Source organism: Streptomyces sp. NPDC052236 (assembly GCF_044548015.1).
Lineage (GTDB): Bacteria > Actinomycetota > Actinomycetes > Streptomycetales > Streptomycetaceae > Streptomyces.
On record NZ_JBIUBL010000014.1, the window covers coordinates 222,356 to 244,400 of the forward strand.

At 70.1% G+C, this 22,045-nt stretch carries 14 protein-coding genes and 1 pseudogene; 2 read left to right on the top strand and 13 right to left on the bottom strand.

Annotation, left to right across the window (positions count from 1 at the left end):
• Nucleotides 1-7: 7 nt before the first annotated feature.
• From ACIHCQ_RS23745 to ACIHCQ_RS23800, 12 genes are all read right to left on the bottom strand, one after another.
• Nucleotides 8-1,309, bottom strand: a complete 1,302-nt coding sequence (locus ACIHCQ_RS23745; RefSeq protein WP_399665667.1) for a class I SAM-dependent methyltransferase — start codon at nucleotides 1,307-1,309, stop codon at nucleotides 8-10.
• Nucleotides 1,306-2,535: a glycosyltransferase gene (locus ACIHCQ_RS23750; RefSeq protein ID WP_399665670.1), complete on the bottom strand. Its 1,230-nt coding sequence runs from the start codon at nucleotides 2,533-2,535 to the stop codon at nucleotides 1,306-1,308. The genes ACIHCQ_RS23745 and ACIHCQ_RS23750 overlap by 4 nt, the downstream gene beginning before the upstream one ends.
• A gap of 2 nt (nucleotides 2,536-2,537) precedes the next feature.
• A complete protein-coding gene (locus ACIHCQ_RS23755; RefSeq protein WP_399665732.1) occupies nucleotides 2,538-3,842 on the bottom strand; it encodes an O-antigen ligase domain-containing protein in 1,305 nt (434 codons plus the stop codon).
• 1 nt (nucleotide 3,843) lies between these two features.
• Entirely contained in the window at nucleotides 3,844-5,376 is a 1,533-nt protein-coding gene (locus tag ACIHCQ_RS23760; RefSeq protein WP_399665673.1) for a right-handed parallel beta-helix repeat-containing protein, read from the bottom strand.
• 9 nt (nucleotides 5,377-5,385) lie between these two features.
• Entirely contained in the window at nucleotides 5,386-7,380 is a 1,995-nt protein-coding gene (locus ACIHCQ_RS23765; protein WP_399665676.1) for an alginate lyase family protein, read from the bottom strand.
• Nucleotides 7,377-9,590 (bottom strand): bi-domain-containing oxidoreductase, encoded by a 2,214-nt coding sequence (locus ACIHCQ_RS23770; protein WP_399665679.1) that lies wholly within the window; start codon nucleotides 9,588-9,590, stop codon nucleotides 7,377-7,379. Before ACIHCQ_RS23770 ends, ACIHCQ_RS23765 begins: the two co-directional genes overlap by 4 nt.
• A gap of 17 nt (nucleotides 9,591-9,607) precedes the next feature.
• Nucleotides 9,608-11,542 carry an asparagine synthase (glutamine-hydrolyzing) gene (gene asnB / locus ACIHCQ_RS23775; protein WP_399665682.1) on the bottom strand — a complete coding sequence of 645 codons (1,935 nt, stop codon included), beginning with the start codon at nucleotides 11,540-11,542 and terminating at the stop codon, nucleotides 9,608-9,610.
• A 3-nt stretch (nucleotides 11,543-11,545) separates the two neighbouring features.
• The gene (locus ACIHCQ_RS23780; protein WP_399665685.1) at nucleotides 11,546-13,075 is read right to left on the bottom strand and encodes a Wzz/FepE/Etk N-terminal domain-containing protein; all 1,530 of its coding nucleotides are present in this window, start codon (nucleotides 13,073-13,075) and stop codon (nucleotides 11,546-11,548) included.
• Nucleotides 13,072-14,469 carry a Wzz/FepE/Etk N-terminal domain-containing protein gene (locus ACIHCQ_RS23785; RefSeq protein WP_399665688.1) on the bottom strand — a complete coding sequence of 466 codons (1,398 nt, stop codon included), beginning with the start codon at nucleotides 14,467-14,469 and terminating at the stop codon, nucleotides 13,072-13,074. The genes ACIHCQ_RS23780 and ACIHCQ_RS23785 overlap by 4 nt, the downstream gene beginning before the upstream one ends.
• On the bottom strand, nucleotides 14,466-15,746 hold the full coding sequence (locus tag ACIHCQ_RS23790; RefSeq protein ID WP_399665691.1) for a glycosyltransferase family 4 protein: 1,281 nt from the start codon (nucleotides 15,744-15,746) through the stop codon (nucleotides 14,466-14,468). Before ACIHCQ_RS23790 ends, ACIHCQ_RS23785 begins: the two co-directional genes overlap by 4 nt.
• Nucleotides 15,736-17,064, bottom strand: a complete 1,329-nt coding sequence (locus ACIHCQ_RS23795; protein WP_399665694.1) for a nucleotide sugar dehydrogenase — start codon at nucleotides 17,062-17,064, stop codon at nucleotides 15,736-15,738. The genes ACIHCQ_RS23790 and ACIHCQ_RS23795 overlap by 11 nt, the downstream gene beginning before the upstream one ends.
• A gap of 70 nt (nucleotides 17,065-17,134) precedes the next feature.
• Nucleotides 17,135-18,613, bottom strand: coding sequence for a sugar transferase (locus ACIHCQ_RS23800; RefSeq protein ID WP_399665697.1), 1,479 nt, complete (start codon nucleotides 18,611-18,613; stop codon nucleotides 17,135-17,137).
• A gap of 652 nt (nucleotides 18,614-19,265) precedes the next feature.
• Here ACIHCQ_RS23800 and ACIHCQ_RS23805 point away from each other — a divergent pair.
• Nucleotides 19,266-19,598: a hypothetical protein gene (locus ACIHCQ_RS23805; protein ID WP_399665699.1), complete on the top strand. Its 333-nt coding sequence runs from the start codon at nucleotides 19,266-19,268 to the stop codon at nucleotides 19,596-19,598.
• A 309-nt stretch (nucleotides 19,599-19,907) separates the two neighbouring features.
• Here ACIHCQ_RS23805 and ACIHCQ_RS23810 read toward each other — a convergent pair.
• Nucleotides 19,908-20,099: pseudogene (locus ACIHCQ_RS23810) on the bottom strand (CorA family divalent cation transporter); the annotation flags it as partial.
• A gap of 772 nt (nucleotides 20,100-20,871) precedes the next feature.
• Here ACIHCQ_RS23810 and ACIHCQ_RS23815 point away from each other — a divergent pair.
• On the top strand, nucleotides 20,872-21,993 hold the full coding sequence (locus ACIHCQ_RS23815; protein WP_399665702.1) for a glycoside hydrolase family 5 protein: 1,122 nt from the start codon (nucleotides 20,872-20,874) through the stop codon (nucleotides 21,991-21,993).
• Nucleotides 21,994-22,045 lie beyond the last annotated feature (52 nt).

Genomic DNA, 22,045 nt, shown 5'->3' on the forward strand with positions numbered 1-22,045 from the left:
TGCCCTTTCAAGACGCGACCTCGACAATGCTCAGTTCCGGGATGGGAAAGACCAGCCGGCCGCCCCAGGCGTGCACGAAGGACAGTTGCTCGACCAGCTCGGCCCGCAGGTTCCACGGGAGGACGAGCACGTAGTCCGGTCTGTCGGTGCTGATCTGCTCGGGCGGCAGGATCGGGATGCGGGTGCCCGGGGTGAACCTGCCGTGCTTGTAGGGGTTGCGGTCGACCGTGTACGGGAGCAGGTCGGGCCGGATGCCGCAGTGGTTGAGCAGGGTGTTGCCCTTGCCCGGGGCGCCGTAGCCGACGACCGTCTCGCCGCGCTCGGCCGCTTCGATGAGGAACCGCAGAAGGTCCCGGCGCACCTTGGCCACCCGAGCGGAGAACTCGGTGTACCCGGACAGCTCCTGCAGCCCGGCGGCCTTCTCCCGGGCCAGCACGTCGGCCACCCTTCCCCAAGCGCTCGGCTCCTCCCCCAGCCTTCGGCCGGGAGGGGCCCCCAGAGCAGGGGATACCCCATTGGCCGGCTCGCCGGCCACCTCGGCCGGCCGGGCCCACAGCCGGATGGAGCCGCCGTGTGTGGGCAGCAGCTCGACGTCCACGAGCGTGAGTCCGCCGCTGGCCAGCGCCCGGGTCGCGGACGCGACCGTGTAGTACTGGAAGTGCTCGTGGTAGATCGTGTCGTATTGGTTCTCCTCGATCAGGGTCAGCAGATGCTGCACCTCGATGGAGACCCAGCCGTCGTCGGCGACCAGGGCGCGTAGCCCCCGGGTGAACCCGACCACGTCGGGGATGTGCGCGTACACGTTGTTGGCCACGACCAGGTCCGCCGGGCCGTGCTCGGCGCGGACGGCGGCGCCGGTGGCCGGATCCAGGAACTCCGTGAGCGTAGGCACACCCGCGTCCCGCGCCGCGGCGCCGACGTTCACCGACGGTTCGATGCCGAGGCAGCGGATCTGACGGTCCACCATATGCCTCAGCAGGTACCCGTCGTTGCTCGCGACCTCGACCACGAAGGCATCGGGGCCGAGCCCCAGCCGCTGTACGGCGTCGGCGACGAACGTGCGCGCGTGCTCCACCCAGGAGGTCGAGTAGGAGGAGAAGTACGCGTACTGCGTGAACGTCTCCTCCGGGGTGATCAGCGGAGGGATCTGCGCGAGCCAGCAACTGGTGCAGACCCGCAGGTGCAGCGGGTACGCCGGCTCCGGTTGGTCCAGTTGGTCCGCGGCGAGAAAACTCTCGCACGGCGGGGTCGCTCCAAGATCGACGACGCTTGCCATCGCCGCCGAGCCGCAGAGTCGGCATCGTGTCATCTACTGCCCCCATCGCTTACCGGCGGGCTGTCCCCGCCGCCGGACCGACCCGCGATCGCGGTGCGGTACCCCTCCACCAGGCGCTCCAGCCCGACGGCCGAGGTGAAATCCTGCTCGTAACGGCGCCGGGCCGCCTGGCCCATCTCCCGGTTGCGGGCCGGCTCGGCCGTGATCCGGCGCAGGCAGGACGCGAGCGAGGCGGACTCGCCCGGCCGGTGCAGCAGTCCGGTCACCCCGTCCTCGACGAGTTCGACGAAGGCGCCGTGACCGGCGGCGACGGCCGGGACCCCCGCCGCCATTGCCTCCACGACCACCAGGCCGAACGCCTCCAGCCACGTCGAGGGAGCCACCACGGCGACCGACCGCGCGATGGCCTGTTGGCACTCCGCCGGGTCGTACAGGCCGACGTACCGCACGTCGTCCCGGCCCGCCGCCCAGGCGGTCACCTCTCGCTCCAGTGGCCCCGCGCCGGCGACCACGAGCGGCACACCCACACCGCCGTCCGCGGCGATCTCGTCCCACGCGGCCATGAGCAGCCGCACGCCCTTGGCCTCCGCGAGCCGGCCGAGATAGAGCAGATGCTCGCCGGCGCCCGCTCGGCGGACGTCCGGGTCGGGCACGAAGTTGTGCTTCACCGCCAGCCGCTCGGGTGGCATGCCGGCCCGCACCAGGACGTCGCGCTGCGCCGCGGAGATGCAGAAGAACCGCTCCACGCCGGACCACCACCGCCGCCGGTTGACCGACAGGCTGACCGCGAGCGGCACCGTCGCCAGCCGGGAGTTCCGGTAGCAGCCGTGCCGGACGGCGGGCAGCGGCGCCGACCCGACGCACTCGGTGCACGGCCGGCCGTCCCGCTGCAGCGTGCCGGGTGGGCAGACCTGGGTGTAATTGTGCAGCGTGGCAACGGCGGGCACGCCGGCGTCGGCGCAGGCGGCCAGCACCGCGGGCGACAGGAGCGGGAAGACGTTGTGGACGTGCACCACGTCCGGCCGCTCGGTGCGAAGCCGGGCGGCGAGCTCCGCGCGGACCGCCGGGTTCCACGGCACCAGCAGCGCCACCGCGGCCTTGGCAAGGAGGGACCGGGCGGCGATGTCGTCGCTGCGCCGCTCGAACACCTCGACCCGGTGGCCGGCCGCGCGCAGCAGCCCCACCTCCTGGTCGACGACCTTGTTCTCCCCGCTCGGCTGCGCCGAGGAGTAGCGGTTGTGCACCACGAGGACGTGCATGCTCAGGTCACCTCCGATCCATCGGCCCATCGCGGGAGACGTCGTCGAGGGACTGCGGGCGTCGAGAGCGGCGTGGCCGCGGCAGGTGCCACCAGCAGCGAGGCGGCCACGGCCAGATGCAGCAGATACGGCGAGGCGTCGCCCAGCCCGGCCTCGGTGTACGACGCGATCGCGCAGTAGCTGATCAGGAAGATCGCGCAGGCCTTCTGCAGCGACGGTGGCCGCAGCAACGCGACGCCACCCAGCACGATGATGATCGCCGCCACGATGGCGGCGCCGGTCAGACCCTGCTCGTGGTAAGCGGCCAGCCAGCTGTTGTCGATCGGCAGCCCGCCGAACGACTTGTCGCCCAGGCCCACGCCGAACAGGTGCTCCGAGGTCGTCCGGGGGGCTGCCAGCAAGGCGTCCCAGACCTTGGCCCGACCGGTGAGGTTGGAGAAGTTCTCCTGGCTCTGTCCGCGCAGAAACCACGCCTGTAGCGCGGAGCTGAACGCCACCGCGGCCACCGCGGCGCACAGCACCGCCCAGGCGAAGAACCGGCGGGCGGCGGCGCTGGTCAGGACGAGCGAGCTGATCGCCAACGCCAACCCGATGAGCAGGCCGAGCGTGGCCGTCCGGGTATGGGTCAACGCGAGCAGGACGAGTGCCGGCACGATGACTACCGCCGCGCCGGCCCTGTCGGTCCGGCGGCCCAGTACGAGCAGCACGGTGAGCCCGATGATCACCGCGGCGTACTGTCCGATCTGCGGCGGGGTGAGCGGCCACAACGCGCCGACCAGCCGCCCGCCGTAGAGCTCGGGCAGGGCCGCGCCCGGTGAGATGACCGCGCCGGCGGCCACCGACCCGAGCACCGCGAAGTACATCCGGATGTGGTGCCGGACGAACGTCAGGCTGCCGTCCCACCAGCGGCTGAGTAGCCACAGTGTGCCGACGAAGAGAGCCAGCCGGGCACAGCGGAACAGCGCGCCGAACCCGGACTCCAGCTGCAAGCTGGAGATCACGCTCGGCACCAGCAGCAGGGTGAGCAGGAACACGAAGGCGCTGGCTCGGATGCGCAGCCGGAGATTGAGTGCGAGCGCCAGCACGAACGCGGCGACCAGCGCGCCCATGGTGACCATCTGGATGAGGGAGCGGGGCAGCGGGATGATGGTCTTCGCCCCGGCGGAGCCGAGCGTGTTGAGGATCAGCAACCCCCAGACCATCCCGACGGTCTTCGGTGTGCCGGCAGGACGCGGTTCGGCGACGGGCCGCGTGCCCGCCGTATCCGGTCCGCCCGGCAGCCCCCCGCGCCGCGGGTCCCCGCCCATCTCAACCACCGGCCCGTGGGTCGAGGGTGCTGCCCGCGTCTTGCTGGTAAGGCGTGCCCTGCCACTGCCCGAAGTCGAGCACCCGGCTCGGGTCGTGGGCGACGAATTTCCATGGTCCGAGGTAGACGTTGTCGTGCCAGCGGTTGTGCTGCTTGTGGGTGATCGCCTCAGCCACCGGTTCGCCCTGGTATGGCGACCAGTCCGGATAGGTGCCGTAGTTGGCCAGCACCGCCATGCGGTCGCATTTCACCGTGCACCCGACGACGGACGTGTCCAGCACGAAGCGGTTGTCGTGGATGTCCACCCGCTGGGTCTTCCACCGGCAGTCGGCGTAGAGCGGTGCGGTGGCGATCGCCGGCCGTGCGCAGCGGTCGGTGTCCCGCACCAGCAACGTGCAGTCACCGGACGAGGTGTTGGCCGGGCTGTTGCAGAACCGGTCGGCGTTTTCCCACAGGGTGATCCCGGACCAGTTGTTCTCCAGCACGTTCCGGTAGATCTCGATCTTGTCCGTGCGGGCTCGGATCCGTGGTTCGCCGCCGGCCTCGGACAGGTAGATGGTCGCGAAGGGGAAGTTGTCGCCGCGGTCGGCGTACCTGCGGCCCTCGACCCAGTTGTTCCGCCGGATCGTGTTGTTCCGGATGACCGCGTTGTAGCTGGTCTCATAGATCAGCGCGGCGCCGTCGTTGGCCTCGAGCACGTTGTCCTCGATGCGGAAGTCGTTGTTGTTGGTGTCCGCCCATAGCCCGGGCCCGCGGTTGTCGTGCACCCAGTTGCCGCGTACGTCGGCGCCGTTGACGGCCCAGAACTTGACGCCTCCAGTGCAGCCGCAGCCCGGCCGCCGCCGCTCCCAGTCGTCGGTGTTGTTGGCCACGATCTCGTTGCCCTCGACCACCAGGCCGCTGACCTGACCGGTGGCCTTGTACGCGTTCATGCCGTACTGACCGTTGCCGCGCAGGCAGCTGGCGCGGACCCGTTGACGGGCACCCGCCATCAGCCCGGAGCCGGAGTTGTGCTGGATCTTCGCATGCTCGATCACCCACCCGTCGGCCGAGTCATGGTTGACCACGCCCTCGTTGTGCGGCGCGACGAAACCCTGCACGGTCAGGTAGCGGATGGTGACGTTGCGGGCGGTACCGCCGAACGCGTACTGGTTGGTCTTCCGGCCGTCGAGCACCGCGCCTGGCGCGCCGAGGTAGCGGTTCCCCTTCTTGGGGATGACCTGGGCGTAGCGGTCCGGTTCGAGCCTGTGCTTGCCCGGTCGAAGCCAGAACGTGGTGTTCGGGAGGCTGCTCCGGGTCTTCGCAGCCAGGTCACCGACCACCGCGGGGTCGACCGTCACCGCGCCCGCCGGCGCCCTCGCCGGCCCGGCCCCAGGCTTGGCGCACACCCGGGCCACGGCCACGGCCACGGACGTGGCCGGCGCAACGGTCGGCTCCGCCCGGGCGACCGGCGTGCTCTCACAGCCGGTCGCCGCCAGCAGGGCCAGCGCCAGCGGTGCCGCCGGTAACGCCCAGTGCCGCTTCTTGATCCCCACGCGTCCTCCCTAGCCCTGGAACCTGAGTACGGTGGTGAGCTCCCCCAACAGCACAGCGCCGTCGGCGAAGCCGGTGCCGACCAGCGTTGTGGTGGGTTCCTTGCGCCCGAAGCCGGCGGAGTACCAGCCCAGCGGCGGGTCACTCTCGCCGCGATGCGCCCGCCAGCACAGCTGCCCGGGCAGGTCGAGTACCGCGGAGCGGTCCTCGCCGTCCCGGGTCCAGGTGAGCACTGCCCGGTTCCCCACCAGGTCCGCGGCGATCGCCGGCCCGAGGTGGAACGCCAGGCGCGCGGCCCGGCGCGGGCCGTGTTGGCTGTGTTGGCTGCGGATCTCGTCAACCACGCGCAGCTCCTGGCTCGCCGCGGTCAGCTCCACCCGGCGGCGGTGCACGGAGCGCTGGTAACCGTCGTGCTCGGCGCACCAGCGGGCCACACTCTCGTCGGATGTGTCCGCGGCCAGGACGCGGCTGCGGGCATGCCGGGTCCACAGGAACGGGCCGCCGGAGACGGACTGGTCACCGCCATCCAGCTGGAGGGTGTTGTGGCCGAGGGTCGACCGGAAGTACTGCCGCCACTCGGGCTGCCCGTGGTAGCAGAACGTTCCCGGGTCGGCGAGCACGTCGACCCCGTCGTGCCGGACCTCCACGGACAGCGCGTCCGCGTGGGCATGCGCGGCGATGGACAGGAAGCCGTGCGGACCACCGTCGCAGCGGCACCAGATCCCCGCCGGACCGCGCAGGATGGTCATGCCCGCGTCGGCGAAGACGGCCGGTCGGCTTGCCGGGCGGGTCACGGCCGGTGCGGTTCCATTTTTCGAGTACGGCCGGATGAGCGCGGCCAGCAGCGGGGTGCGCACATCGGTGCCGGTCACTGCCGGCCACCAGGCGAGCCGACCGAACACGGCGTCCCCGGTGGCCAGCAGCGAGGCCCAGCGGTCGGTGCCCGCGCCGTCCACGACCAGACCGTGCCCGTCGTCCGCGTCCCCCTGGCGCGGCGGCCGTAGCCGGCTGTCCACGATGGCCGCGAGCGCGTCGGTCATTCGCAGCAGCACCAGCCGGATGGACGCGGGGACCGGCACGTCGGCGGCATCCGCCTCGGCCACCGCGGCCAGGCCGAGCTCCAGCACAAGTCCGTGATATTCGGTGGCCAGCTCGCGGTTGAGGCCGGAGTCGAAGGTGTTGCTTCGCAGATGCCGCTCCAGCGACCGCAGCGCGCCGGCTCGCCAACGCGCCGAGGAGGGGAACCACCCGAACGCGCAGGCTGCGGCAAACTGCCCGGCGGCCTCGGCGATGACGTGGTTGTTCGCCGAAGACCCCCGGCTGGGGAAGGCGGCCAGCCAGCGCTGGTGGTGCCAGATCTGGTTCAGCGCCACCGGGTTGCCCTCGAACAGCCCGGCCACGCCCGGCCAGCCGTCGAGCAGCCGGCGGATCCACACCCAGGACAGCAGTCGGATGCCCAGCTCGATGCCGCTGGTCCAGTGCACGCCGCGCAGCGGTGGGTTGGCCGCCCACCACGACCGCAGGTGCTCGGCCACTCGCTCGGCGTACCGCTCGTTCCCGGTGATCGCGTAGGCGGCGGCGAGCACGGTGAGGTACTGATGCCGGGACAGCTCCCAGATCTGCTTGATGTCCCCGACCGCGTCCTCGTTCCGGTACGGCACGTCGAAGGCGTAGCCCCACGGAGCCCGGCGCCCGGTCTTCGGGTCGCCCCACCAGTCCGGGTCGGTCAGGTCGTCGCGGACCACCCCGAAATACTCGGCGTGCCCGTACATCAGCCGGTCCGCCTCGGCGATGAGACGTTTCGCGGCGTCCGGTGGCACTGCGGCGATCGTCCCGGTGGGCAGTACCGCGGTGAACCGGGCGCCGGTCACGCTCGGGCAGTCCGGCCGCGCCGACCGCCACCGCCGCCTGCGCAGCGCGTCGCCCACCCGGCCGCCGACCTCCCGCGGTCCCATCCGGGACAGCCGCCGCAGGTACCAGCCCGGACTCCCCGAGCTCACAGTCATCGCGCCCTCGCCAACGTCACCGGCGCACCGCCGGCCAGGCCGGCCCGCACGGCGAGGGTGGCCGCCGTGGTGGCGACCAGCGACTCCAGCGGCACCGGCATCGGCCCGCCGGTCCGCACGGCCTTGATGAACGCGGCCAGCTCGGCGGCCTGGCCCTTGTCCCGGGCCTTGGGCAGCCGCGAACTGACCCACCGCTTGCGGCCGACTGTGCCGTCCAAAAACACCGAGGCACGGACGAAGTCGTCGAGCCGCAGCGCGTGGCCGTCCGCGACCAGGTCCAGCGTCTCCTTGGGGAAGCCGGCCGGGCCGGTGGTGACGTAGCTGATGGTGGCGGTGGACCCGTCCGGGTAGCGCAGCACCACCTGAATGTCACCGCTGCCCTCGTTGCCGGACGTGGCGACCGCGTACACCGATACCGGGTCGGCCCCAAGCAGCCAGCTCGCCGTGTCGATGAAGTGTCCGCCCTCGCCGGCGAACCGCGAGCCCTCGGTGCCTTGTTGGAGGTACCAGCTGCCGTGCGCCAGCCGGCCCGCGTTGACCAGGTAGCGGAGGCTCGCCGGACCGGTCCGGGCGCCGAACCGCTTCCTGGCCTCCTGCAGCAGCGGCGCGAACCGGCGGTTGAAGCCCACCTGCAGGCGGTCATTGCCGGACTTCTCCACCGCCGCGAGCACGCCGGCCAGCTCGTCCTCGGTGAGGGCCAGGGGCTTCTCCACGAACACCGTCTTGCCGGCCAGCAGTGCCCTTTGGGTCAGTTCAGCGTGCGAGCTGTGCCGGGTGACCACGAACACCGCGTCGATGGACGGGTCGCCGAGTACGGCGTCGAGGTTGGTGGTCGCCTCGGCGAAGCCGAACTTCCGCTTCGCGTTGGCCGCGGACAGCGCCGTCGTGGTGACGACTGTCGACAACTCGACGCCGTCGCGCTGTGCCAGGTGCGGCAGCAGCATCGACGTCGCGTAGTTTCCCGCGCCGACGAACGCCAGCCGCACCGGCGCCTTGGCAGCCCGGGCCGTGGTGGACACTCCGCCGTTGCGTCGCACCGCGGGCACGGCCACCGCCGGGGCCTCCGCTTCCGCTGTGTGTTCATCGGGGCCGGAGTACCGGAACAGCACGGCCACGGCCTTCAGATCGCCGTCCTTCAGGCGCTGATACGTCTCGACGGCGTCATCGAAGTCGGCGACGTGGGAGACCAAGGGCTCCACGTCGACACGGCCGAGGGCGAGGAGATCGAGGAAACACGCCAGGTTACGGCGCTCGGTCCAGCGCACATAGCCGATCGGGTAGTCCCGCCCCTCCAGCTCGTACTCCGGGTCGTAGCGCCCGGGGCCGTACGAGCGGGAGAACCGGACGTCGAGCTCCTTCTCGTAGTACGCGTTCCACGGCAGGTCCAGGCGGCACTTGCCGATGTCGACGACCCGGCCGCGGTCCCGGCAGAGCCGGGCGGCCAGCTCCACGGGCTGGTTGCTGCCGCCGCCGGCGGCCAGGTACACCTGATCCACGCCGTGACCGCCGGTGAGCTCGGCGACGGCAGCTTCCACAGCCGCGGACGCGGGATCGCCGCAGGCCGCGGCGCCCAGACGCTCGGCGAGCTCGCAGCGCACCGGGTCGGGGTCGACCCCGACGACGCGGACTCCCGAGGCGCTGAGGAGCTGCACCACCAGCTGCCCGATCAGCCCGAGGCCAATGACCAGCGCCACGTCCCCGAGCTGTGACTCGCCGCGGCGGACGCCCTGTAACGCGATCGACCCGACGGTGCCGAAGGCCGCGTGCCGCGGCGCGAGGCCGTCCGGCACCCGGGCGTAGAGGTTCTTCGGCACCCAATTCAGCTCGGCATGCAACGCGTGCTCATTGCCGGCGCAGGCCACGAGGTCACCGACCGCCACATCGTCGATCCCGGTGCCGACCTGCTCGACCACCCCGCACAGCGAGTAGCCCAGCGGTGTGTAGGAGTCCAGCTTGCCCATCACCTTGCGGTAGGTGGCGGGCACCCCGTTGGTGGCCACGCTCTGCATGACCTTGGCCACCTGGTCCGGCCGGGAGCGGGCCTTGCCCAGCATCGACATGCCGGCCTCGGACACCTTCATGAGCTCGGTCCCGGTGGATATCAGCGAGTAGGCGCTGCGGACCAGCACACCGCCCGGCTTGCACCCCGGCACCGGCACGTCGAGCACCGCCAGCTCGCCGCTCTTGTAGTTCTGCACAACCTGTTTCACCCGAACTCCTCTGATTCCTAAGTCGTTGACCGAGTGCTCTGGCCGGAACCAGAGGTCGCGCCGCGATACCAGTACTCGAGGGTCAGCACATGCCACAGATGCTTGGAGAAGTCCCGCTGCCCGGCGGCGTCCTCGGCGACCATCCGCGCCAGCGCGTCGCGGCGCAGGAAACCGGAACGGACGAGTACGCCGTCGTTCACCACTTCGCGCACCAGCGGTGCCAGATCCCGGCTCATCCAGGCCCGCAGCGGGGCGCTGAACAGGCCCTTGGGCCGGTACACGATCTCCCGGGGCAGGATCGAGGAGGCCGCCTCCTTGAGGACGGCCTTGCCCTGCCGTCCGACGATCTTGCGATCGCCGGGCACGGTGAACGCCGCCTTGACCACCTCGACGTCCACGTACGGCACCCGCACCTCGGTCGACGCGGCCATGCTCGACCGGTCCGTGTAAGCGAGGTTCAGGCCCGGCAGGAACATCCGGGCGTCGCCCAGGCACATGCGGTTGACGAAGTCGTCGAGGTCGTTGTCCTGGTAGATGTCCGCATGCTCGGTCAGCACGTCCTCGACCGTCCCGGCCAAGTCCGGATTGACCAGGGCGAGCAGCGCGTCCTGGTCGTACATGGTGTAGCTGCGCCGGAACGCGGTCTCCTCCGGCAGATCGGCGAAGGAGAGGAACCGCTTCGCGAAGCGCACCGACCGGTATCCCCGGCGGGCCGTGGCGACCGGCAGCCTGTCCACGGCCCTGGACAGGCCGCGCCGCAGGGGCCGCGGGACGCGCTGGTAGCGCAGCGCGAGCAGGTTGGCCAGGTGCTTGCGGTACCCGGCGAACAGCTCGTCGGCACCCATCCCCGAGAGCATCACCTTGATCCCGGCCTCCCGGGCGGCCGAGCAGATCAGGAACGTGTTGATCGCGGCGGGGTCGCCGATCGGCTCGTCCAGGTGGTACGTCATCTGCGGCAGCAGGTCGAGCACATTCGGAGCGATCTCGATCTCATGCAGGTCGACGCCGAACTGCTCGGCCACCCGCCGGGCATGGCGCAGGTCGTCCGGCATCGCCTCGAACTTGGCGTCCTCGGCGCGGAACCCGATCGTGTAAGCGGAGATCCCGGGTTGGTCGCGGGCCGCCAGCGCGGTCAGGTAGCTGGAGTCAAGACCGCCGGAGAGGAAGGTCGCCACGGGTACGTCGGAGAGCAGGTGGCGTCGAGTCGACTCCTCGACGATGCCAGCGACATCCGGCCGCTCGCCGCCCCGGGCCCGCTCCTGGCCCTCGGCGGCGACGTCCCTCAGGTTCCAGTACCGGCCGCGCTCCACCCGGCCGTCAGGCCGGCACCTGAGCCAGCTCCCCGGCGGCAGCTTCTCCGCTTCGCGGAACGCGCAGCGCGAGTCCGGCACCCAGTAATACAGCAGCGAGGCCACCAGCGCCGCCTCGTCCACCTGCAGCGACCCGCCGGTGGCGGCGGCCAGCGCCTTGAGCTCGGAGGCGAACACCAGGCCCGCACCGCGCCGGAGCAGGAACAGCGGCTTGATGCCGAGCTGGTCACGGGCGAGCACCAGGTCACCGGTTCGCTCGTCGAAGATCGCGAACGCGAACATGCCGCGCAGCCGGGGCAAGCAGTCCGTGCCCCAGCGCCGCCAGGCCTCCAGCAGCACCTCGGTGTCGGAGGTACCGCGGAAGCGCACCCCAGCGGATGCCAGTTCGGCACGCAGTTCGGGCGCGTTGTACAGCTCGCCGTTGTACGTAAGGGCGAGGCCGCCGGAGACCATCGGCTGGGCGCCGGTCTCGGACAGGTCGATGATGGCCAGCCGGCGGTGCCCGAGGTGCACTTCGCCGTCACCGGCGGGGTGGCTGTACCGGCCCGCCCCGTCCGGACCGCGGTGGGCGAGGACATCGGTGAGCCGGTCGGTCACGACCTTTCCGTCCGGCCATTGGTAAGTGCCTGCGATGCCACACATGTTCTACCGCGCCTCCTGGTTGCTGTCCGGGACCAGTGCGGCCCGCATGGACGGCCGCTCCGTCCGCGGCTGGCCCGTCCCGTTCTGCCGGGCCGGCCGCTCGTAATGGCCGCGCAGCGCGGTGTGCAGCCCGTCCCACAGCGTGCCGTCGGTCCGGTCACGCGGATCGGGGTCGATCAGCACCACACCGATCACCGGAATGCGCTGGTCGGCGAGCTGCCGCGCCACGGTGTGCAGCCATGCGGCGCTGCCGTGCCCGGCACGCACGACGAGCACGGTCTGGCTGCCGAGGTACTGGAGGTCGGTCCACGCCGTGCCGGGCGCGACCGAGCCGACGCCGAGCCGGCGCTCCTGATGCGGCACGGCCGCGGCACGTTCGCCGCTGACCACGGTCGGGTCTCCTGGCTTCTGGCGGCTGTTGGCGAGCTCCGGGCCGGGCAGACCATCGATGATGACCACTGGCCCCTCCGCCGCCAGTGCCCTGGCGACGTTCAGGGCGATCACGCTCGTGCTGCGCGCACAGCCCAGTTCCAGCAGCGACACCGGTTCCGCGGAGCCGCGCACGGTGCGGGCCAGGGTCACGGTGAGCCGTTCGCGTGCCGCGCGGGTCCGTCGGCGCTGCCACAGCCCGGCCGACCGGCGGGGCGCGCGGCGCAGCTCCGCGATGACCGATGCGCCCAGGTTCGCCGCGATCTCCCGGCGCAGCACGGGGCGGTCCGCCACCACCGTGCCGACCGCGGCCAGCGCGAGCCCGAGGACGAGCCCGAGGACGAGCCCGATCGCGGCGTTGGTGACAGCGGCCCTGGGCAGGGAGTGCCGCACCGCGCGCGGGGCGTCCACGATCTGCGTGCCGACGATGACCTGGGGCGAGCCGGTGCGCGCCTCCGCGGCGCGCTGGTCGAAATCGGCGATCCGCGAGTTGAGCTCGGCCCGGCGGGCGAAGAGCGACTCGGTGCTCGCCGACGCTTTCGGGTCGCTCCCCGGCGATCGGTCTCCGATCGCCTTGTTGACCTGGGCGAGCTCGTCCCGCATGCGGTCACGCTGGTCGAGCAGGGCCTTGGCCTCGGCCTTCGCGGCTTCCCACATCCGCCTCACATGGTCCGCGACGAACGCATCGGCCAGCGCCTTGGCCCGGGCCACCGCTTCCGCGTCGCTGTCACCTGTCACATCGATCTGCAGCAGGTTGTTGGTCAAGCCGGTAACCCGGTAGTCCCGCATGAAGTCTTCCGGGTTTTCCGGGGACTTGAGGGACTGCAGGGCCTTGCCGGCGATCCGCGTGGTCCCCAGCAGCGCGACGTCGGTGCGGATCAGCGTTCCGGTGTCGTTCGGCTGGTCCTCCCGATGCGCGACCAGCACCTTGGTCACCGCGGTCGGCGGCGGCGGGAGCAGGACCGCCACCGCCGCGCCGACCAGCAGCCCCAGTAGCGCCATGGAGCACCAGAGGCGGCGGCGCCTGCGCACCGCCACCACCAGCGCCTGCAGGTCCAGCAGCGGAGCGGCTGCCGACGACTCCGAAGTCGTACTCGTCGTCACACCGACTCTCCCGTCGCGTGGCCGCGAACCGCGAGCGCCGGAGTGGCGTCATCCGGAGGATGGCCGGCAGACCGCGTCGGACGGGCCCGGACCGTGCCGGCGACGACGATGCCGACGACCTCATGCCTGCCGTCCGCACACGCCTCGGCAATGCCGGCGAGCTCCCCTGCGGTCCAGCTGCCCGCGCTGAGCACGACCAGGGCACCGGACTCGGTGTCGCGGTCCGGCACCATCGGCCGGTCCACCGAAACTTCCACCACCCGCAGCATGGGGTATCCCCTGCTCGAAGAGGATGGGGAAGGACCGCTGTTGGCCTCGGCGACGAGCTGCCCGGCGGCCCGGCGGGCGATCTCGTCGCCGTCCGGTACGACAACCAGCAGCCGCCGGGGGGCCGGCAGCTGGTCCCGGAGGCGAGCGCACACCCGCCGGTAGCGGATCTGCCTGCTGGCCTCGTCGCCGGACGTCTGCGGGGTCGGTATGTCCCACCGGGTGTCGACGCCCAGCAGCCGGCGGATCCAGGCCCGCGGGCCACGGCCTTCTGGCCGGTTCGCGGGCCGTTCACCAGGCACGTCGACGGTACCCAGCAGCGCCGAGCCCAGCGCTGCGGCGATCTCCGGTTCGGTGCGCAGTCGGCGATTCACCCGTGCGGCGGCGAGATGGCCGACGACCGCGAGCAGGAAGAACAGCAGCGCCCCGGCGACGATGAGCTGCATCCTCGTCGGCGGCGCCTCGCCGGTCGGCCGGGCCGCCGGCCCCATGACGACCATGCCGGTCTTGTTGGTCGCCGGGTCGGCCTGGTCCAGCTTCTTCATGGCCTCCTCCAGCGCGATGCGCAGCTTTTCGAGCGCGGTGCGGGCCTCCACGCTCTCCACGGTCTGCCCCGGATCGGCCGCATTGGCCAGGTCGGTGATGCTGCGGTTGGTCTGCACCACCTTCTGCCGCAGTGCCTCGGGCCCCGTAGCCGCTTCGGGGTCGGTGCTGTCGCCTGCGATCCGCGCGGCGAATGCGACGAGTTGCTGGGCCACCCGGTCAGAGAGCTGCTGCGCGCGCTCCGGGGTGTCGGCCGTACCCGAGATCTTGATGATGTTCCCGACGGCGGCCTTGGCGCTCACTCGATCCCGCAGCTCGCCGCCGCTGACACCCGTCCAGCCGAGCGTGGCAGCCGCGCGGTCGACTACCGCCGAACTGGTCGCGATTTCCACCTGAGTCAGCAGCTCGCGCTCCTCCCACTGCCCCGGCAGCAGTACCGATGCCGACGCCGTGTAACGCGGCGGAAACAGCACCGAGGTGCCGTAGCCGACGAGCGCGCCCACCACGGCGAGGACGGCGAGAAGCCGCCGGCGCCGACGGAGAATCCGCCCGATCGTGACCAGGCGTATCGGGTCATCGCTCAACGGCTCGGCCTCTTCTTGGTCCGGACCGAGTCGCCCGCCGACACCGGAGTGTGGTCACGGCAGGCAACGGCGTAGGCGGCGAGCAGCGACGCTTGCGAGTTCCGCCAGGAAAGCTGCCCGCTGATCCGCTCCTGGCCGATCTTGCCCATCCGGGCCCGCTTCTCCGGATCGTCCAGCAGCAGCGCGATGAGCTTGGCGAATTCGGCCTCGTCGTTGGCGGGCGCGTAGACGGCGGCATCACCGGCTGAGACTCGCGCCTCCCGGAGGTCGAACGAGACGATCGGTCGGCCCATCGCCATGTACTCCAGGACCTTGTTCATGGTCGACACGTCGTTGAGCGGATTGCGCGGGTCGGGGGAAAGGCACACGTCCGCGGTGGACAGGTAGCGCACCAGGTCGGCGTCCGGAATGCGCCCGGTGAACTGCACCTGCTCACAGAGCCCGAGCTGCCGGGACAGCTCCACCATCGCGTCGAAGGCGTCGCCGGAGCCGACGAACACCGCATGCCAGTCGGTCCGCCCGAGCTCGTCGCGCAGCTTCGCGAGGGCCCGCAGGGCGCAGTCGACGCCGTCCTGAGGGCCCATGACGCCCAGGTAACACAGCAGATGAGGCTTGCCGTACTTCAACTCCGTCTCGGGCGGCACCGGTTGGAACCGGTCGATCTGCGGCGCGCTGCGCACCACGAAAACGTCCTCCGGCCGCCGGCCGCCACGGCGTATCGCGACGTCCCGGTAGCTCTCGTTCGTGGCGAGCACGACGTCCGCGGCCCGGTAGGTCAGCCGTTCCAGCGCGCACACGGCGCGGTAGAGCAGATCTTCGCCGCGGTCGAACCGGGAGAGGTACAGCTCGGGTACCAGGTCGTGTTGGTCGAAGACGAACCGCGCGCCGCGGCGCTTCAGCCACAGTGCCGGCAGGAACAGCAGGTCGGGCGGATTGCAGGCGTGGACCACGTCGACCGGGCCGACCTTGCGGGCCAGCCGGGCCGTATGCCACAACGCCGATCCGTACTCCCGCAGGTAGCCGGCCGGCCCTCCGGTGGCCGCGCGCAGCGGGTAGCGGTGGATCCGCACCCCGTCGATCTCTGCCTCCGGCTCCGTGTCGCGTTTTTCCCCCCGGGGACAGATGACGTGCACCGTCCAGCCCGCGTCGCGCAGCGTCGTGCACTCCTGCCACACCCGCCGGTCGAACGGCACCGACAGGTTCTCCACCAGGATCAGCGCGCGCCGGTCCGGCCGGTCGCCGCTGGCTGTGTCATCAAACGATGTGTCACCAAGCAAGGCCCACGTACCCCGGTTCGGCCCGGCGCGCCTCGGCGTCGGGAAGGTGGATGAGGTCGATGAGTATCGGGCCGTCGTCGCCATGGGGCAGCGCCGACAGCACGGCCGGATCCCTGGTCCCGACCAGGCACACCTCGGCGTGCTCGAGCACCTCGCCGACGGAGTCCGCAAGCAGCTGCGCGAGGTGCGGCAGCCGGGTTTCGATGTACTCGCGGTTCGCGCCGAGCAACCGGGAGAGGCTTACGTTGGCGTCGTAGATCCGCAGGTCGTACCCCTTGCCGAGGAGCCTCTCCGCCAGCTCGACGAGCGGGCTCTCGCGGAGGTCGTCGGTGCCGGGTTTGAAGGACAACCCGAACAGGCCCGCCCGGCGCTTGCCGGTGCGCTCGACCAGATCCACCGCGCGCTGCAGATGTGCGGAGTTGGAGGGCAGCACGTGGGCGAGGATGGGCACCGAGACGTCGGCCCGCTGCGCCGCGTGGACCAGGCTGCGTAGGTCCTTGGGCAGGCAGGAGCCACCGAAGGCGAAGCCGGGCCGCAGGTAGGCGGGGCTGATGTTCAGCTTGCGGTCGGCCAGGAACACATCCATCACCTGGTGCGAGTCCACCCCGAGCGCCTGGCACACCGCGCCCAGCTCGTTCGCAAAGCCGATCTTGAGGCTGTGGAACGCGTTGTCCGCATATTTGATCGCCTCGGCCGTCGGGACCGGCACCCGGAACACCTCGCCGGGCAAGCCGTCGTACAGCGCCATCACCGCGTCGCCGCTTGCCGGGTCGAGCTCGCCGATGACGGTCTTGGGCGGGTCGAAGAAGTCCCGCACGCTCGTGCCTTCGCGCAGGAACTCCGGGTTGACCGCGACCCCGAAGTCCACCCCGGCCGTGCCGCTGACGCACTTCTCCAGGATCGGTACCAGCAGGTTCAGGCAGGTACCCGGGAGCATGGTGCTGCGGAACACGATGGTCTGCCGCCCACTGTGCCCGCTGCGATCCGCCAGCACTGCGCCGATCTGCTCGGTGACCCGCTCCAAGTACGTGGTGCACAGGCTGCCGTTGGGCTCCGACGGCGTGCCCACGCAGACCAGCGACACCTCGCTGCCCATGATCGCCTCGCGGACGTCGCCGGTAGCGCGTAACGCTCCGGTCCGCACGACCTCGGCGATTAGCTCGCCGATCCGTTCCTCGACCACCGGGGCCTTGCCGTCGTTGACCAGGTCGACCTTCACCTGGTTCACGTCCACCCCGATGACCTCGTGACCCATGCTGGCCAGGCACGCGGCCGACACGCAGCCCACGTAGCCGAGCCCGAAAACGCTGACCCTCATAACCCGCCCCTCCCCCCAGGCAGACCCTTACGGTCTGCGGTCCGCGCGCCGGCCGGACGACCCCCGCGCATCAGTAGGCCCCCTGCCCATAGAGCACCGCACGCAGCGTCTTCCACAAGATCACTGTGTCCAGGGCGAGCGACCAGTCCTCCACGTACCGCAGGTCCAGCCGGATTGCCTCCTCCCACGGCAGGTCGCTGCGTCCGCTGATCTGCCACAGGCCGGTGAGCCCGGGCTTGACCAGCAGCCGCCGCCGGATGTCCGGGCCGTACGCGGCGGACTCCTCCGGTAACGGAGGCCGCGGACCGACGAGCGACATCGATCCGGTGAGCACGTTGAAAAGCTGCGGGAGCTCGTCGATTGAGTACCGGCGCAGCACTGCTCCCACCCGGGTCACCCGCGGATCCCGGCGGAGCTTGAACAGCAGGCCGGCGCCCTCGTTGCGGTCGGCCAGCTCGGAACGTGCCCCGTCAGCCCCGGCGACCATGGTGCGGAACTTGAAAATGGTGAACTCGCGGCCGTCCTTGCCGACCCTGCGCTGGCGATAGAACGCCCCACCCCGACTATTCACCAGCACGAGCAGCCCGACGAGCACCATCAGCGGCGCGAACAACAACAGCAGGATCGCCGCGCCCATCCGATCGACGACCCCTTTGACCACCCGGCGGCCCCCGGTGAAGGTCGGTATGCTGACCCGCAGCAGCGGGATCCCGAGCACCGCGTCGACGTGCAGCCGCGGGCCGGCCACCTCCATCAGCACGGGGGCCACGACCATCTCGGCATCGCTGCCTTCGAGGTTCCAAGCCAGCCGCTGCAGCCGGTCCGGTGACCAGTGCGGGTCCGGTGTGACCGCGACGACACGGTAGCCATCGCTGCGGACGTGGTTGGCGACGTCCGCCAGCCGGCCGACGACCGGCACTCCGTCCAGTTGGTCACCGTCGAGCCCGAGACCGTCCGTCGTGCACACCGCATCCACCCGCCAGCCGAGGTGCGGGGACTTGCGGGCTCGGCTGATCAGGTCGCGCACGGTGGCCAGGCTCCCGGCAGCGAGCACCGGTCGCAGGCACCGTCCTTCCTTCCGCTGTTTGTGCAGCCGGAGGCGCAGCAGATACCGCGCGGTCATGGTGATGAGCGCGATCGCGGGGATCGCGACGAAGATCCAGAGCTTGATGTTGCGCGAGGTGAGGGCGATCCCGCCGAGCGCCAGTACGACGGCCGCCGCGAACAGTGAGCGTCCGAGCCGGCGGAATTCCTCGGCGCCCTGGCCGAGCACGGCCGGAGCCCACGACCGGCTCACCGCAAGCGCTCCCAGCACCAGCAGTTCGGTGCCGAATGCGAGAATTCCCCACTTCTCATGCCAGTTGGCCGCGTCCCGGGCCCCGAAGAAGTTGCCGATCGCCGCCACCACGAAGGCGGTGGCCACGGTATCGCTGGTGATCACGGTACGGCGGTACCGCTCCTCCCAGTCGATCGCGGGTTGGCTGATTGCCCCGTTCGCCAGACGCCAACGCGCTGACGGAAACGGGTTGCCTAATTCCCCCTGCTGCACAGAACCCCCCAGGTCACCAGTGGTGCGACGTGTTCGCCTAACACTGTTCCTCCCGCCCGGGAGGCCCCCGCCCCCCGCGCCGCACTGTCCCTCCCCCCTGGGAGGCCCCCGCCCCCCGCGCGTGACATTCCGGCTATTTCAGCGCTACTTGAACAACTCGCCCTGGCGGCAGCGGACTCGCATGTCCTGCCAGACTCTCGAGGTGCGCGGGAACCCGTCGAAACCTCGGGTGCTCCCCGCACCCAAGACCCCCTCACGGGGTCCAAGAATTGATTACCCCCACGTCTGGCGCCGGGGACGCGACTGCTGGCTGTCCGTAGCGCCGGACCTATAGATCATTATGGTGCGCCTCGTGTACGAACAGCTCAAGCACGGTCAATCTAGACCATCGGGGCCAGTATGAGGAGGGGATGTGTGCAATTTGTGCTCAAGCTTTGAGACTGGATCCACCGATCGGTCATCGCCCACGGGTGCCTTGACGAAGAAGACATACCTTGTGACCTGTGATGACGGGAGTTCTCTGGGCTGCCGGCACCGGCACCCCCGACGCGTCCCGGCACTGGCAGCTGGGCCGCGCCCAGGCCCTGCTGACGCCCTCCAGCGGGAGCATCGTGGCGGAGTACTTCGACGTCGACCAGACCCGGGCGCTGCCGTGGAAGCGTCGCCCGCAGGCCACCGCGCTGCAGTCCGTCGGCAGGTACAACTCCTCAGCGGCCGCCTGTACTTCACCCTGCCGAAGGGCGGCAAAACTCGCGTCATCGACATGCCACCGTCGGTCGCCTCGGCGCTGGCCGAGTACTTCATGGAGTACCCCGCAGTCGAGGTCGAACTGCCGTGGGGCGGCCCGGAGTCTGATCGGGAGACGAAGAAGTTCCCGCTCATCCTCACCACGACGTACGGCAACGCCATCCGCGCGAACATCTTCAACGTCGAGGTGTGGAAGCCCGCCCTGGCGGCTGCCGGCGTCATCCCCATGCGCAAGTAGGGCTGGCGCTGGAGGGCGTCCCGCAAGGACGGCTTCCACGTGCTCCGGCACACGTACGCCTCGGTCATCCTCGAAGCGGGCGAGTCCGTTGTCACCCTGGCCCGCCGGCTCGGCCACTCGAGTCCGACCATCACCCTGGACTCTTACGCCCACTTCATGCCCGAAGCCGGTGGCAAGGGGCGCGGGGCCATCGACGCTGATCGGCACTCCCGCATGCACCGCGGCAGCGAGGCCGATCGGAGATCAACGCCCGCGATGCCTCCGATCGAGGCTTCGGCCCAGCAGCGCCCCCGTTCAGGCGCCGATTGCTCAGAGCCAGTCCCGTCGCTTGAAGATGAAGTACAAACTGGTGCATACCGCCGCCATGAGGCCGACCGCGAAGGGGTATCCGAGCACCCAGTGCAACTCCGGCATGTGGTCGAAGTTCATGCCGTAGATCGTCCCGACCAGCGTGGGGGCGAAGAGAATGGCCGCCCACGACGAGATTTTCTTGAAGTCCTCTACCAGGTGCCGCTGACCTGCGAATATGCGCGCGAATAGGGCCTTGACCTGCGCAGGCGCATCTTTCCGTGTCTTTCAGGTTCGTGCAGGATTATGCAGCCGATTCTCCCCACGCGCCCCCCAGCGCCGTCCAAACTCCCCAGATTCCCCCCAGAGGAAGCCCGGGCGGTGGGACCAGTCGCACCGCGCTCCAGGGCTCTGTCGTGGCCGAGAGTTGGAACGCGACCTGCAAACGCGAGATGCTGCAAGGACGAAAGGGCTGGTCAAGCGAGCGTAAAGCCCGGCTTTGAAGTCTTTCGCCGGCTTCACCGCTACAACACCGTCCGCCGCCACTCCCGCCTCGGCCACCGCAGCCCCATCACCTACGAGACGGCGCTCAACGCAACCCCAACTACCCTGCCCGAGCTGCATATCCCGTGTCCGGCATCAAGGGCCAAGGTCCCACGGCCATCCGCGAAGGCCTGCTGCAAGCCACCCCGGCCCGGCTCGTCCTGCTATCCCGGCCGCAACGCCGCCGACCCAACCGTGACCTGCAGTAGACGCCGGGAGATCATCGTGGTTCCACGCATGTTCGTCTGTGCCTGTTTCTAGTCGAGTCGGTTCGAAGGGTCGCGCGGCCGTTCACGGGTGGTTATCAAGGTGTTGCTGGGGTGTTACGGCTCTCGAGACGGGCGTGGCCAGTCCGAGTCGGCGCACCGGTGCACACCAACCTGGGCGGATACACCCAGGCAAACGGCACGGATCCGCCGTACTCGGCAACAGAATCCCCGTGATGAAGGACAAGGCATTGACTACCCAACAGGGCATTAGATTTGGTCAAACCGTGAACAATGCTCGATATGATGAGGTAACGACGTTCCGTTGGCGATCGCTTCGGCGATCACTCCGTCGCGTCCTCGTCGGTGCCCTGGCTGCGGTGACGCTGATTCCGGTCGTCGCCGTCGTCGGCGTATCGCCGGCCAGCGCGGCCACCAACCAGTTCAGAGGCATGAACTGGGCAGTGCTGGGAGACAACTTCACCACCGGCACGCTCGTCCTCCGGGGCCTGAGCTCGTCCGACAGCAACGCGACCGTGCAGGCCAAGGCCAATGCCCTGTACGACGACATGGCCGCCATGGGGGTCAACACCGTCCGGCTGCCGGTCAACACCCAGACGGTAGCGACGACGTGGTGGAACAGCTACCGCGGCGCCATTGACGCAGCTACCGCCCGCGGTTTCAAGGTCATCCTCGGCTATTGGGAGGACGGCGCCGCCTCCGGCGGCAGGATCACGAACCTCGCGGCGTGGAACACGATGTGGTCCAAGGTGACGAGCACCTACGGCTCCAACAGCCTCGTCTACTTCGAGCCGATGAACGAGCCGCACGGCTACAGCTCGACAGAGTGGCGCAACGTCGCAGCCAACTGGCTTAGCTACCACTACTCGGCGGTGCCCAGCCGGGTGCTCATCGGCGGCACCGGGTACAGCCAGGACCTGCGGGACGTGTGTAACGACAGCCGCTTCAGCGGGACGCTGTTCTCCTTCCACTACTACGCCTTCTTCTACAGCGCGATGACCTACGACGCCTTCCGAAGCCACATTCAGACACGCCTCGGGAACTGCGCTTCCCGCGCAGTCGTGACTGAGTTCGGTGCGCCCATGGACAACGGCCTCAACTACGCCAACGCGAGCAGCACCAACAACTTCGTGCGTTACCTACGCGCCACTGCGCAGGTCATGCGTGACAACCAAATGGGCGGCACCTACTGGCCGGCCATCGGCGGCAAGCCCACCGGCAGCTCCGGTTACGACTGGTACTCGATGTTCTCCCTCGGCGGCAGCGGCACCGACCTCAACCTGACTGTCCGCAACACCTCCGGCCGTGACCGTGTCCGGTATGGCTGGGGCCTGTAAGGCATGACCTATCGGTACTCCGGTTGGTCTAGCGGACTTGCCCGGTGTGCCG

What these genes read in the sequence shown, in the direction of transcription:
- ACIHCQ_RS23795 (WP_399665694.1), bottom strand. Translation starts at nt 17,064, where the DNA reads ATGAGGGTCAGCGTTTTCGGGCTCGGCTACGTGGGCTGCGTGTCGGCC.
- ACIHCQ_RS23815 (WP_399665702.1), top strand. Translation starts at nt 20,872, where the DNA reads ATGAAGGACAAGGCATTGACTACCCAACAGGGCATTAGATTTGGTCAA.
- asnB (WP_399665682.1), bottom strand. Translation starts at nt 11,542, where the DNA reads ATGTGTGGCATCGCAGGCACTTACCAATGGCCGGACGGAAAGGTCGTG.
- ACIHCQ_RS23765 (WP_399665676.1), bottom strand. Translation starts at nt 7,380, where the DNA reads ATGACTGTGAGCTCGGGGAGTCCGGGCTGGTACCTGCGGCGGCTGTCC.
- ACIHCQ_RS23755 (WP_399665732.1), bottom strand. Translation starts at nt 3,842, where the DNA reads ATGGGCGGGGACCCGCGGCGCGGGGGGCTGCCGGGCGGACCGGATACG.
- ACIHCQ_RS23750 (WP_399665670.1), bottom strand. Translation starts at nt 2,535, where the DNA reads ATGCACGTCCTCGTGGTGCACAACCGCTACTCCTCGGCGCAGCCGAGC.
- ACIHCQ_RS23745 (WP_399665667.1), bottom strand. Translation starts at nt 1,309, where the DNA reads ATGACACGATGCCGACTCTGCGGCTCGGCGGCGATGGCAAGCGTCGTC.